Genomic DNA, 13,898 nt, shown 5'->3' with positions numbered 1-13,898 from the left:
TTTGATTTCATAAAAACAGCGTACAAGCTAGGATGTACGCTGTTTTTGTATATATGTGGATAAGTGAATAACCTGTGGATAACTTTGTGGATAACTAAGTCTGATCAGCTAATTCAGCCCATTCATCGGTTTTAACAAGGAGTTGTTCCTCTAAGGATTGCAACTCTCTCTGAAGAGAACTACTTCTCTGTGGATCAGAAAAAACTTCTTCCATGCACATTTCTGCTTGGATCTCAGCAATTCTTGATTCCAGTGTCGTAATGGTTTTCTCTAGTTCTTGTAATTCACGTTGATGCTGTTTCAGACGCCGTTGCTCTTCTTTGCTTTGTTTGCGATGTTGGTAGGCGTCTCCTTTTGGTATGGGTTCTTCGTTTTTGGGTGTAAGAGTCTCTTCAAATTGTTCGAGTGCTTTTTTTTCTAGATACCAATCGTAGTCGCCATCATAGCCAGTGATTCCATCAGGTGCTAATTCCCATACCCGATTGGATAATCGTTGGATGAAATAGCGGTCATGAGAGACAAAGAGAATCGTTCCGGGATATTCTTCGAGTGCTGATTCGAGGCGCTCTTTGGTTGCCAGGTCTAAGTGGTTCGTCGGTTCATCCATTAGAAGAAAATTGGCTTGATTAAGCAATAATTTCACCAGAGAGAGTCTAGCGCGTTCGCCGCCACTTAGGTCTTTAACAAGCTTGTATACATCGTCTCCCTGAAATAAAAATTGACCAAGATGGGAACGGATCACGGTTTGATCGAGTGTGGGATAATCGTCCCATATTTCATCTAACACGGTTTTATCATAGGTAAGCAGTTTTTGTTCTTGGTCATAGTAGTCCACTTCCACATTAGTACCAAACTGAAGATCTCCGGTTAAAGGAGGTAGTTTGTTTGCGATTGTTTTCAGCAAGGTGGACTTTCCTGTCCCATTTGGTCCAAGTAAGGCAATACGTTCTCCTCGACTTACACGAAACGACAGGTCTTGAATGAGAGGTTGTTCATACCCAACAGAGAGATTTTTTGCTAAGAGGACTTCTTTTCCGCTGGTAACAGAGGTTTCAAACCGGATTGATGCTTGCTTGAGAGCGGATTCAGGTGTATCAAGTCGTTCTATTTTTTCTAATGTTTTTCTACGACTTTGTGCCCGCTTCGTTGTAGTAGCTCGAGCAATATTTTTCTGAACAAACTCTTCTAGCTTTTTGATCTCTTTTTGTTGCTGTTCATACAGTTTTTCATGTGATAAGGCTCGTTCTTCCTTTTGAATCACGTATTGTGAGTAGTTGCCAACGTAACGGGTAGCCTTACTCCGTTCGATTTCATAGATCACCTGTACGAGTTGGTCTAGGAAAAAGCGGTCGTGGGAGACAATTAGAAGTGCTCCTGGATAATTTTTTAGCGCCTGCTCTAGCCATTCTGTAGCTTGGAGGTCAAGGTAGTTGGTTGGCTCGTCTAAAATCAATAAATCAGGCTCCTCCAATAGCATCTTGGCTAAGGCAACCCGTGTTTTTTGTCCACCACTAATTTCACTGATCTTCGTTTGATGAACATCTAGATGACCTAAGCCCAACCCATGTAAGGCACCACGCATTCTTGCCTCGTATGAGTAACCGCCAACTTGTTCAAATTCTTCTTGATAACTTGCATATTGGCGTAGGTAGCGTTGGTACTGATCTTCGTTTGAATAGGTTTCTTCTTTGCTTATCTCAGCTTCTAATGTGCGAATTTTTTGTTCGATAGCGAGTATGGGAGTGAATACTTGTAACACTTCATCCCAGATAGACCGCTGAGATTGAAGCCCTGTTTGTTGTGCTAGATAGCCAATTTGCGCTTTTCTTCCGACGATCATTTCACCTTGGTCGGGGAGTAGTTGGCCGATCATGATTTTTAATAAAGTTGATTTGCCAGCTCCATTGGCACCGATCAACCCTACTTTTTCTTGCGGGTTAATCTGCAATTGAATATCTTGTAGGACTTCGTTTTCACCAAATGATTTATATATGTTCTTTGCTTGTACTAACATGATCTCCACCTCATCTTTCCTTAGTGTAATAGAGGAGAAAACGAAGGGCAAACCGATTTCGGGATTTTTCGTGTACAATGTGGGTAAGAGCAAGAGAGTAGGAGGGAAATATTGTTGGACTCTTATTCCAATAAACTAACATTACGAGCTGAACTATTAAAAAAAAGAATGTATCGTTCTGAAGAGGAATCTAGGCACATGGCACAGCAGATTTGTGCACGGATCGTACACTGGATTGGTTATATGAATAGCGATATGATTGCGGTATATGCTTCATTCCGAAATGAAGTAGATATGGAACAGGTTGTCGAAAATGCGTGGGAAGACGGAAAGAGAGTGGTTTTTCCTAAGTCATACCCTGAGACGAAGGATATGAAATTTTTTGAAGTACGACATGGTAGTGAGCTAAGGAAAGGCGCTTATGGGATTATGGAACCTGCCGAAGAATTCGATCGTGAGGTTGATCCGCAAACGATTCAACTAGCTTTGGTCCCGGGTGTTGGGTTTGACCAAGATGGATATCGCCTCGGATATGGAGCGGGTTATTACGATCGATTCTTTGCGAAATTCCCTCATATTATACGAGTGGGGATTTCGGATAGCGAACATTTATTAGAAACGGTATATCCAGAGTCCCATGATTGTAAAATGAATTATGTCTGTACTTTTACAAAACTGTTTTCACTTTGATGTATCAGAATTTGGTATAGTTAAAATAAGATGTTATAAATATACAGGATCAGTAACGAAATGAGCCGGGAGGGGTCTTATGTCAGATCAAAAAATTCCGCAGGTGACGGCGAAACGGTTACCGCTCTATTATCGGTATCTTGAAAAGCTACATGCCATCGGAAAACAACGGATCTCTTCTGCTGATCTCAGCGAAGCTTTGCAGATTGATCCAGCTACGATTCGTCGTGATTTTTCTTATCTAGGGGAATTAGGTAAGAAGGGATATGGATATAATGTCACATATCTATTACAATTTTTACGAGATTTTCTAAAACAAGATGAAGTAACCAATGTAGTATTAGTAGGAGTAGGAAATCTAGGGACTGCCTTATTGAGATATAATTTTTATCGAAGCCATAATACCAAGATTGTTGCTGGATTTGATGAAGATGATGCGAAAATTGGCAAGGACATCGATGGGATCACTGTCTTTGGAATGGATCGGTTATCCGAGATCATCTCCTTGCACCATGTAGAAGTTGCAATTCTAACAGTTCCTGTCAATGTGGCTCAGGCAACCACCGATTATCTGGTTAAAAAAGGTGTAAGGGGGATTTTGAATTTTACCCCTGCACGAATTACGGCACCTCCGCCCGTTCGCATACACCACATCGATTTAACCTCTGAATTGCAGACATTAATCTACTTCTTGAAGAAATATCCAGTTGATGAAGAGGCTGAAGAAAGCTTGGAAGAGGTAGTAAATAAACGAAGCTAATTGCCTTCGCGGTCATAGTTAGAAGGGAATCTATATGAACGAAGAAACACAACCACTTACCGAACATTTGACAGAGTTACGGCGGCGGGTTATCTGGGTTTTGCTCACATTTCTCGTATCGCTTATCGTAAGTTTTATATACGCTACAGATCTATTTGAATTTATTAAAAATGATGCGATTGGTTCGAATGTGAAGCTCTATGTATTTAATCCGAGTGATGCATTAATGGTGTATGTACAGATTGCTATGATCTGTTCGATGGTTTTTACCTTACCTGTGATTTTGTATCACATATGGCAGTTTGTGAAGCCTGGATTACGTTCACATGAACAAAAAAATGCAGGTCTTTATATACCTGCGTCCTTTTTCTTGTTTTTGGGCGGACTTGCATTTGGATATTACGTTGTCTTTCCAATGTTATATCAATTCATGGCTAACTTAGCCGAACAAATGCATGTCACGGAGCAGTATGGAGTTTACCAATACTTCGATTTTATGGTGAGTGTCATTGTCCCACTGGCATTGTTGTTTGAACTACCTGTGGTCGTTTTGTTTTTAACGAGACTGAAGCTTATTACTCCGAGCCTACTGCACAAAATTCGCCGTGTTGCGTATTTTGCTATGGTGGTGATCTCTACCTTAATTGCTCCGCCATACATTACTACTAATCTTATCATTGCGATCCCGCTGATTGTTCTGTATGAAATAAGTGTTCTCATTTCGATATGGCAATATAAACGTATAGAAGCGGAAGAGAAAAGTTGGGAAGGCGAAGATATTCAAGATGATCATAGTGAGAGCAGTTCCTGATTCAAGGAATTTGCTCTTATTTTTTTCATCAGAAATGCTTGCAAAATTGGTTCAAACTTACTATCATTAGAAGTGTTATTAGCACTCGCTTAGGGTGAGTGCTAATTAAGAAAAGGATTTATTTTGAAGGAGGTTATTTGCCCATGATTAAGCCATTAGGTGATCGTGTCGTGTTAGAAGCAGTAGCTCGTGAGGAAAAAACAGTAAGTGGTCTTGTTCTTCCTGAGTCTGCAAAAGAGAAGCCACAAGAGGGCCTCATCGTAGCAGTAGGTTCTGGTCGCGTTGATGAAAAAGGAAATCGTTTCCCACTAGAAGTTGGAGTAGGCAATACGGTTATTTTCTCCAAGTACGCTGGTACTGAAGTGAAGTACGGTGAAAAAGAATACTTGATCCTTCGTGAAAGTGATATTCTTGCAATCGTTGATTAATAGATTATATAAGTAACACTACTAACTCTTTATTTACATAACGAAAGGGGATAAAAAAGAATGGCAAAAGACATTCAGTTTAGTGAAGACGCTCGCCGTGCAATGCTACGTGGTGTAGATGCATTGGCTGACGCAGTGAAAGTAACCCTTGGACCCAAAGGTCGTAACGTGGTGCTCGAAAGAAAATTTGGTTCCCCACTCATCACCAATGACGGTGTAACCATCGCAAAAGAAATCGAACTAGAAGACCCAATCGAAAACTTGGGTGCACAACTTGTAAAAGAAGTAGCAACCAAAACCAACGATGTAGCAGGTGATGGTACTACAACTGCAACGGTACTAGCTCAAGCCATCATTCGTGAAGGTTTGAAAAACGTTACCTCCGGTGCAAACCCAATGATCGTTCGTAAAGGGATTGACAAAGCGGTTCGCAAGGCGGTAGAAGAAATCGGTCGTATTTCTCAACCAATCGAAGGAAAAGAATCCATTGCACAAGTAGCTGCTATTTCTGCAAATGATGATGAAGTAGGTCAATTGATCGCAGAAGCAATGGAGCGTGTGGGCAAAGACGGCGTCATTACCGTTGAGGAATCCAAAGGCTTTAACACAGAGCTTGAAGTTGTAGAAGGTATGCAATTTGACCGTGGGTATATTTCCCCATACATGGTTACAGATGCAGACAAAATGGAAGCGGTATTGGAAGAGCCAGTTATCTTGATTACAGATAAGAAAATCAGCTCTGTTCAAGATATCCTACCAATCCTTGAAAAAGTAGCGCAACAAGGTCGTCAACTACTCATTATTGCTGAAGATGTAGAAGGCGAAGCATTGGCAATGCTCGTAGTAAACAAACTACGCGGAACGTTCACTGCAGTAGCTGTAAAAGCTCCTGGCTTCGGTGACCGTCGTAAAGCAATGCTACAAGACATCGCTGCATTGACAGGTGCTCAAGTAGTAACAGAAGAGATCGGTTTAGATCTTAAATCAGTAGGCCCTGAAGTTTTAGGTCGTGCACGTCAAGTACGTGTTAACAAAGAAGACACCATTATCGTAGATGGTTCTGGTGATCAAGGTGAAATCAAAGCACGTGTTGGTCAAATTCGTCAACAAATCGAAGACACCTCTTCTGAGTTTGACAAAGAAAAACTTCAAGAGCGTCTTGCGAAACTAGCAGGTGGTGTTGCTGTAATTAAAGTGGGTGCAGCAACAGAAACCGAGCTTAAAGAGAAAAAACTTCGTATTGAAGATGCATTGAACGCAACTCGTGCAGCAGTGGAAGAAGGGATCGTAGCAGGTGGTGGTACTGCGCTTGTAAATGCGATTCGTGCTGTAGAAGAGCTTGAAGCTTCCTATGTAGTTGGCGATGAGAAAACAGGGGTAAGTATCATCAAACGCGCTCTCGAAGAACCAATTCGTCAAATCGCTGACAATGCAGGTCTGGAAGGTTCTGTGATCGTAGAACGCCTTAAACGCGAAGAAGTAGGCATTGGTTTCAATGCACTTACTGGCGATTGGGTAAACATGATCCAAGCGGGTGTAGTAGATCCTGCTAAAGTAACGCGCTCTGCACTACAAAATGCAGCGTCCGTAGCAGCTGTTGTACTTACAACAGAAGCGGTGGTAGTAGATAAACCAGAAGAAAACAAAGGTCCAGACATGGCAGCCGGCATGGGTGGCATGGGTGGCATGGGCGGCATGATGTAATTTTGCCTCTCAGAGGAGCCTTAGTTTTACAAAAGAAACCCCTCCTGAAAATGATTCAGGAGGGGTTTCTTTTTTGTTGCGTTTTGCATGAAATGAAAAAGACTAACTCTCGTTTACAGAGTTAGTCTTTGTATCATAGTGGTTAGTTATTGATATAACGCTCAAACACATGTCCGAAATCTTTTGGATGGAATTGTTTGATGGTATCTTGAAGCCAAGTAAACGACAATTGATTAATCTGCTTAAACTGGTCCACGATGTCGCTTTCTGTGCTACGAATGGTGCTAACGGTGCTGGAAGCTACTTCTAGACTCTGTTTGGCATGGTTCAAGGAGATGTCGTTGTCATAAGAGATCTCAGCAATTTTATGCAATGCTTTGTAGAGGTCTTTTACTTCCTCGATATGCTTTTTGTGAACGTCAATCGAGTAGTGTGCGTTCCCCATAGTGAACTTAATCTCTACGTCGAGATCGACCGTTCCAGCTGTTTCTAAAGAGACATTGGAAGTTTTATAAGCATAATAGTCATACCGACGAAGAGTGCGCTTTTTGCTTACCGCACTGGTACCATCAAGATGAATAAGAGCTTTGTTTGTAAAGCAATATTCGTCCGACTTTGACTTGATTAGGAAATAAATCTTCTCCCCATCTTCATGCATGACATAATCATCGGCGTCCACTTTGTCGTAGTCTTTTGGTTTGATAACAGTACCTACATCACTAATCCCCAACATATCAGCAGCTATTTTCCCGAACATATTTACTCAACCTCTCCATGAATAGTTTATTCTGAGCTTCTCTTCCCCCATTCGGATCACAATAAACTAAAACCAATATAGATTGGATGTGGTCGAACACCCCTACATTTTCGCGGATTTTTCACCTGTGCAACATTGCTGAATTGGCTCACGAAACCTATCTGCAGTCAACAACGTTTCTCTAGACTAAGACGGTTTTCATTCATTAAGATGAAAAAGGATCTAAAGGAGAGGATGAGGGAAATGAAAGAAGCGCAGAAGGGGGCATGGTTAAGTATTGGATCTTATCTACTACTGGCCATAGCGAAATTGGTGTCTGGATTTTGGGCTCATTCTGAAGCGGTGTCTGCTGATGGATTGAATAATGTGACGGATATTTTGCTGTCGATTGCAATCTTGATTGGATTGAAAGTCTCACTTCAACCAGCTGATGAGGATCATCATTATGGCCATAAAAAAGCAGAAACAGTAGCTACCCTTGTTGCAGCATCTTTCATGGTATTGGTGGGATTGGAAGTATGGATTCGTGCTGTTACGACGATCGGGAACCCAGAAACCATCGCGATCCATCCTGTTGCTTTGTGGATTTCACTCCTCTCCGCGCTCGTGATGCTAATGGTTTCATTCTATAATTCGAGATTAAGCAAGAAGACTGGTAGCGGAGCGTTAGCCGCTGCCGCAAAGGATAACCGATCCGACGCATGGGTAAGTATTGGGGCCGTGATAGGAATTGTTGGAACGTGGATTGGCTATCCTTGGCTAGATGCAGTTTCTGCGGTTGTGATTGGATTTCTCATTATTCGAACAGGTTGGGAAGTAGCGAAACCAGCCATTCTCTGCTTGATGGATGGAGTAGATCAATCGTCACTTCAAGGGATGCTGGACGAAGTGAGCCGCATTGATCAAGTGCAAAAGGTGATCCATTTCCGTGCTAGGTCGCATGGATCTTGTTATCATATAGAAGTGACGATTGGAGTAGATCCCCATCTCTCTGTTTTGAAAAGCCATGAAGTAACAGAAAAAGTCGAAGAACAACTTTTACAGAATAAACAAATCGAACATGTACATGTTCATGTAGAACCTTCCTAATATATAAAACGTGTCTCAATGTCTTCATGTACATTTTATGTCGATTGCCACGTTTTGTACATGTAGAGCCTTCCTAATGTACAAAACGTGTCGCAATGTCTCATGTACATCGTATGTCGATTGCCACGTTTTGTAAAGTTAGCACCTGTGGAATGTATAGATATTCATTCAGATATAAAAGATAGTTCTGCGACACATTATCATGTATGACGATATAAAATTTAGGAGAATCTATGGAAGCAGAAGACGGAATATGGGAAATTTCCGATTTTGTTACCCTTATTGACCATTACTGGAACCCTTGGTAAGATAAGTCGAGGTAGACTTAACGTATCGTATATTTTCAGGAATATGGCCTGATAGTCTCTACCCAGCTACCGTAAATAGCTGGACTACGTGTTATGAGGTCACCGGGATGCTCTTTTTTATTTTTTTATAAAATCATTCGATTATCACATGATTAATCGGAGGATTTTATAAAAAATACGGGGGACCGGGGTACTTATATCGCGTAGGCGATAGGGGTGCCCTGGTTTTTGTTATATACATATATTTTTCGATTAGTAGAGAGGGATGGAAAAGATGGACAAATCCATCGAACGTGTAGTTGTACTCGATTTTGGAGGTCAATACAATCAATTAATTGCTCGACGAATTCGTGATTTGGGAGTATATAGTGAGCTTGTTTCACACAAAATCACGGCTGAAGAATTAAAAGAGATGGCTCCCAAGGGGATTGTTTTCTCTGGCGGTCCCAATAGTGTATATGAGGATAATGCGCCTAAGTGTGATCCTGCTATCTTTGAACTAGGAATTCCGATCTTTGGGATTTGTTATGGGATGCAGATGATTAGTAGCCACTTTGGAGCAAACGTAGATCGTGCACATAAGCGCGAGTATGGTAAAGCAGAAATTGAAGTGGTGTCAGATAGTGCTTTATATCGTGAATTGGAAGCGAAGCAAACGGTATGGATGAGTCATAGTGATGTGGTACTTACGCCACCGACAGGATTTATAGTCGACGCTAAAACTGAATCTGCACCTGTTGCGGCCATGAGTGATGCTGCGAGGAAAGTGTATGCTGTTCAGTTCCATCCCGAAGTACGCCACTCCATTTATGGAACCGAGATGATCCGTAACTTCTTATTTGAAGTTTGTGGCTGTGCAGGGAACTGGTCGATGGAAACATTTATTGAGGATACGATTCGTGATATTCGTGAGACGGTTGGAGATAAAAAAGTATTGTGCGCTCTAAGTGGCGGTGTTGACTCTTCCGTAGTGGCGGCGTTGATTCATCGAGCGATTGGAGATCAACTAACCTGTATGTTTGTGGATCATGGTCTTTTGCGAAAAGGTGAAGCAGAGGGCGTAATGAAAACATTTGGTGAGCAATTCCGTATGAACTTGGTGAAAATCGATGCAAGAGAGCGATTCTTATCTAAGCTCAAAGGAGTAACCGATCCAGAGGAGAAACGGAAAATTATCGGAAATGAATTTATCCGTGTCTTTGAGGAAGAATCGGCGAAGATTGGGTTACATGAGTTCTTAGGGCAAGGTACCCTCTATACCGATATCGTTGAATCGGGTACAGATACAGCTCATACGATTAAGTCACACCATAACGTAGGTGGTCTTCCGGAAGACATGACGATGAAATTGATTGAGCCATTAGACACACTCTTTAAAGACGAAGTTCGTAAAGTTGGAGAAGAGTTAGGGCTCTCGGCGGAGATTGTTTGGAGACAGCCATTCCCGGGTCCAGGTCTTGGGATTCGTGTGATTGGCGAAGTAACAGAAGCAAAGCTGACGATTGTTAGGGAATCTGATGAAATTTTGCGTAATGAAATTGCGAAAGCTGGCTTAGATCGTGAAGTTTGGCAGTATTTCACCGCTCTTCCTGATTTCCGTAGTGTAGGTGTTATGGGGGATGTTCGTACTTATGCATACACGGTTGGAATCCGCGCTGTTACTTCGATTGATGGGATGACTGCTGACTGGGCTAGGATCCCTTATGATGTCCTAGAGAAAATCAGCACTCGCATTGTAAACGAAGTGGATGGGGTTAACCGTGTTGTCTATGATATTACCTCTAAGCCGCCATCTACCATCGAGTGGGAATAGCGTGAAGAGACTTCGTTGACAACTAGAGAGTGAACGAGGTTCAACAAGAGCAGGAGGAAGAAACATGGAAGCGGCGAAAGTCAAACGTTCATTTATCGCCCGATATTTTCAATTTGATAAATATGGGACGAATGTACGTACAGAAGTTTTAGCAGGGATTACTACCTTCTTTGCGATGGCTTATATCTTATTAGTAAATCCGGACATGTTATCCAAAACAGGGATGGACTTTGGAGCAGTGTTTGTAGCCACAGCGGTTGCATCTGCACTGGGCACACTTTTGATGGGGATTATTGCGAACTACCCCTTGGCGTTGGCACCAGGTATGGGATTAAACGCATATTTTACGTTTACCATTTGTCTAGGGATGAAGATTCCGTGGCAGACGGCTTTGGGTGCGGTGTTTATCTCAGGAGTTGTGTTTCTGTTATTAACCGTAACAAAGGTACGAGAGATGATTATTAACTCTATACCACCAAGCCTAAAGTTTGCGGTATCAGCTGGGATTGGGTTATTTGTTTCTTTTATTGGATTAAAAGAGTCTGGAATTGTTGTAGCCAATCCAGCTACCTTTGTAGGTTTAAGTCCTAAGCTGGCAAGTGACCCCATGATCTTGCTTACCCTATTTGGTTTAATTGTCACGATTATCTTGATGGTTCGCAATGTGAAGGGTGCTATTTTTATAGGGATGATGTCTACTGCAATCGTAGGAATTATAACTAATCAAGTGAAGGTACCGACTTCCTTTTTCTCATTACCCCCAAGTATTGAGCCTACTTTCTTGAAGATGGATATCGCAGCGGCGATGGATGTGGGGATTTTCACTATTATCTTTGCATTCTTGTTCGTTGACCTCTTTGATAACGCAGGTACTCTTGTAGGAGTGGCGAATCAAGCTGGATTCTTAAAAGATAATAAGCTTCCTCGTGCGGGACGTGCACTTACTACTGATTCGATAGCGGCTATGGCAGGAGCATCTTTAGGTACTTCGACCGTTACCTCTTATATTGAATCAAGTGCAGGAGTTGCAACAGGTGGTCGAACTGGTTTTACTTCTGTTGTTACCGCTTTTTGCTTCCTAGCATCTTTGTTCTTCTTTCCGATCGTAAAAGTATTGGCCTCTGTTCCAGCGATTACGGCTCCAGCGCTCATTATCGTAGGTGTGCTCATGGCTTCCTCCTTAAAAGACATTAACTGGAAAGAGCTGAGTGAGTCCATTCCTGCATTTTTTACGATTATCATGATGCCCTTAACTTTTAGTATTGCTACAGGAATTGCGTTAGGCTTTGTCCTGTATCCTATTACGAAACTCGTTTCAGGTGAAGGAAAAAAAGTCCATTGGATTATGTATGTGTTAGCGGTTGTGTTCGTTGTGCGTTTTATTTACTTAAATGAATAGTGTTGAGATAGTAGATGTGGGTAGAAGAAAAGGGTTCTGTCGTGTGACAGGGCCCTTTTTTATGTATAATGATCTTTAATTTTTATGTTGATAAGGAGGATTGTCGAATATGTTTTATATGAAAATTAATGAAGATATGATACTCAAGCAGTTAGATCCGCAAGAAGAAGAAATTTTATTTCGATTAGTAGATCGAAATCGTGCTCATTTACGTAATTGGTTGCCGTGGGTGGATGGTACAAAGTCTATTGAAGATACACGTAGCTTTCTTTCATTCTGTGAAAATGAATATAAGCGTGCCAAATTGATTAATGCGGGCATTTGGTATCAGAACGAGTTGGTAGGGTGTATTGGTTATAATGAAATAAATCAACATAATCGTTTTGCCAAGATTGGGTATTGGTTGAGCGAGGATATGCAAGGAAAGGGAGTTATGAGGCTTGCATGTACAGAGATCGTTCGGTATGGATTTCAAGAGATGGACCTCAATCGGATCGAGATTCGTGTGGCTAAAAGTAACAAAAGAAGTAAAGCTATTCCACAAAAATTAGGCTTTGTTCAAGAAGGGATGATCCGTCAAACAGAGTGGCTATATGATCACTATGTAGACCATCTTGTTTTTGGATTGTTGCGAGAAGAGTATGAGGAAAATGAAAAGCTAGTATTGAAATAAGACAAATAGTAGATTCTATCTCGTAAGGGGGAGTCTGGATGAGTCGATTAAGGCGGATGGTTGTTATATGGACTAGTGTAGCTATCGTTTCTTGGGGAGCCTGGACATATATAGGGGCGGAAGAGTCGAGTGCCACTACATATATCCTTGCGGATACTCTTGGTTCTTCAGACGATATAGCAGGGATTCGCCAATTACTTCATAAAAGAGAACAAGTCTTACAAGAAGGCGCGTGGATAGATTGGACAGATTGGATTGCCGACTCCTCGCAAAGCTACTTTCAGGAACAGAAGAGATGGTTTGATGACGCATTTCATTATCTAGATCGAGGTAGCTATCGATTACGGCTTAATAAAGTTGAAACGACGACTTTAGGAACTGTTGTTCATATAAAACAGAGCTATACCCATCATGGAAAACAGATGGAGAACCAGTATCTACTCGTTGTTAAATATGATCCACAGAAAAGGCACTGGGTGGAAGTGGAACAGCCATTTTATCAAAAGAAAACCACATGGGGTACGTTGAAAGTAGATCGTCCTGATCTACTCAGCAAGGAACATGTCTATCAGGATGCCATCGAAAAGGGGAAGAGTTACTTTCAACAAAAGCTTGGTTGGACTCCAAAGTCGATTGAAATCAAGGTCTTTCAACGCGCGGATCACTTGGCTCAATCTGTGAAACCTTCACTTCCTAGTTGGGTCGGGGGATGGAATGAGGCGAATCAGGCCATTAAGTTGGTTTCCGAGCCTACGTCTTCAGAATGGGAAAAATCAGGGATTGTTCATGAGTTAACTCATCAAGTCATTAGTGACTTAACCCATGACAACGCCGCTTACTGGTTTCAAGAAGGTGCGGCTATGTATTATGAGGAGTTATTGTTTCCTACACCACAGATACAGATGAAGTCAGGAGAGCTATGGAGCCGTGCGCAACTTGAGATGATGAATTTAGAAAATCTATCTCATCAAGACGCTGTTCGTTTCTATGTGTCATGTCGTGAGCAATATCGCCATTTATTGAAGGATATTGGAGAGAGGGGGATGAGGGATTTCTTTGTAGAAATAAGGAAATATAACCGAATGGACGTAGATAGTAGTGAGAAGATACAAGCGTGTAATCAGCGTACCAATCAATCATTAAAAAAGGTGTTTAGCTTTTTTAAAAAAAGGTATTGACCAGGCCGTTTAGACCGTGTTATATTAATCAACGTCGCTGATGAAGCGCAAGGAAATACACACAAAAAAAGCTTAGATGATTTGAAAAAACAATAAAAAGTTGTTGACACTGAATCTGAGTTTATGGTAAAATAAATTTTGTCGCTGAAAGACAACGGCGAGATTTTAACAAAAGAAATGTGTTCCTTGAAAACTAAAGAGTGAATGAACCAAGACCTGTTAATTACTTTAAATTGAGCTTAGCTCAAACTTTCAATGGAGAGTTTGATCCTGG

12 protein-coding genes and 1 riboswitch are annotated in these 13,898 nt (G+C 41.5%); of the genes, 10 read left to right on the top strand and 2 right to left on the bottom strand.

Features of this window, described 5'->3' with window-relative positions; all coding sequences use genetic code 11:
- Positions 1 to 94: 94 nt before the first annotated feature.
- Positions 95 to 2,014, bottom strand: coding sequence for an ABC-F family ATP-binding cassette domain-containing protein (locus J2Z48_RS12770; RefSeq protein ID WP_442342011.1), 1,920 nt, complete (start codon positions 2,012 to 2,014; stop codon positions 95 to 97).
- Positions 2,015 to 2,128: 114 nt separating this feature from the next.
- Here J2Z48_RS12770 and J2Z48_RS12765 point away from each other — a divergent pair, with 114 nt between their 5' ends.
- The 5 genes from J2Z48_RS12765 to groL all read left to right on the top strand — a co-directional run bounded on the left by J2Z48_RS12765 (position 2,129) and on the right by groL (position 6,407).
- Positions 2,129 to 2,704 (top strand): 5-formyltetrahydrofolate cyclo-ligase, encoded by a 576-nt coding sequence (locus J2Z48_RS12765; RefSeq protein ID WP_307254102.1) that lies wholly within the window; start codon positions 2,129 to 2,131, stop codon positions 2,702 to 2,704.
- A gap of 79 nt (positions 2,705 to 2,783) precedes the next feature.
- Positions 2,784 to 3,464 (top strand): redox-sensing transcriptional repressor Rex, encoded by a 681-nt coding sequence (locus J2Z48_RS12760; RefSeq protein WP_307254101.1) that lies wholly within the window; start codon positions 2,784 to 2,786, stop codon positions 3,462 to 3,464.
- A 34-nt stretch (positions 3,465 to 3,498) separates the two neighbouring features.
- Positions 3,499 to 4,275 carry a twin-arginine translocase subunit TatC gene (gene tatC, locus J2Z48_RS12755; RefSeq protein WP_307254099.1) on the top strand — a complete coding sequence of 259 codons (777 nt, stop codon included), beginning with the start codon at positions 3,499 to 3,501 and terminating at the stop codon, positions 4,273 to 4,275.
- Between the two features lie 143 nt (positions 4,276 to 4,418).
- Positions 4,419 to 4,703: a co-chaperone GroES gene (gene groES / locus J2Z48_RS12750; protein WP_131849426.1), complete on the top strand. Its 285-nt coding sequence runs from the start codon at positions 4,419 to 4,421 to the stop codon at positions 4,701 to 4,703.
- A 60-nt stretch (positions 4,704 to 4,763) separates the two neighbouring features.
- Entirely contained in the window at positions 4,764 to 6,407 is a 1,644-nt protein-coding gene (gene groL, locus J2Z48_RS12745; RefSeq protein WP_307254097.1) for a chaperonin GroEL, read from the top strand.
- Between the two features lie 142 nt (positions 6,408 to 6,549).
- Here groL and J2Z48_RS12740 read toward each other — a convergent pair whose 3' ends face one another.
- A complete protein-coding gene (locus tag J2Z48_RS12740) occupies positions 6,550 to 7,164 on the bottom strand; it encodes a PH domain-containing protein (protein ID WP_307254095.1) in 615 nt (204 codons plus the stop codon).
- 243 nt (positions 7,165 to 7,407) lie between these two features.
- On the opposite strand from J2Z48_RS12740, the gene J2Z48_RS12735 reads away from it, so the two are divergent.
- The 5 genes from J2Z48_RS12735 (at position 7,408) to J2Z48_RS12715 (ending at position 13,624) form a co-directional block, all read left to right on the top strand.
- Positions 7,408 to 8,253: a cation diffusion facilitator family transporter gene (locus J2Z48_RS12735; protein WP_307254093.1), complete on the top strand. Its 846-nt coding sequence runs from the start codon at positions 7,408 to 7,410 to the stop codon at positions 8,251 to 8,253.
- A 313-nt stretch (positions 8,254 to 8,566) separates the two neighbouring features.
- Positions 8,567 to 8,668: riboswitch (purine riboswitch) on the top strand.
- A gap of 167 nt (positions 8,669 to 8,835) precedes the next feature.
- Positions 8,836 to 10,374, top strand: a complete 1,539-nt coding sequence (gene guaA, locus J2Z48_RS12730; RefSeq protein ID WP_307254092.1) for a glutamine-hydrolyzing GMP synthase — start codon at positions 8,836 to 8,838, stop codon at positions 10,372 to 10,374.
- Positions 10,375 to 10,468: 94 nt separating this feature from the next.
- On the top strand, positions 10,469 to 11,773 hold the full coding sequence (locus J2Z48_RS12725) for an NCS2 family permease (protein WP_307254246.1): 1,305 nt from the start codon (positions 10,469 to 10,471) through the stop codon (positions 11,771 to 11,773).
- Between the two features lie 109 nt (positions 11,774 to 11,882).
- Positions 11,883 to 12,446, top strand: coding sequence for a GNAT family N-acetyltransferase (locus J2Z48_RS12720; RefSeq protein ID WP_307254090.1), 564 nt, complete (start codon positions 11,883 to 11,885; stop codon positions 12,444 to 12,446).
- Between the two features lie 38 nt (positions 12,447 to 12,484).
- Positions 12,485 to 13,624 carry a peptidase MA family metallohydrolase gene (locus J2Z48_RS12715; protein ID WP_307254089.1) on the top strand — a complete coding sequence of 380 codons (1,140 nt, stop codon included), beginning with the start codon at positions 12,485 to 12,487 and terminating at the stop codon, positions 13,622 to 13,624.
- Positions 13,625 to 13,898 lie beyond the last annotated feature (274 nt).

It is taken from the genome of Croceifilum oryzae (assembly GCF_030814315.1).
In the GTDB taxonomy this organism is placed as follows: Bacteria; Bacillota; Bacilli; order Thermoactinomycetales; family Thermoactinomycetaceae; genus Baia; species Baia oryzae.
Note: the sequence above shows the minus strand (reverse complement) of the source record. Positions and strands in the feature narration are given on the sequence as shown.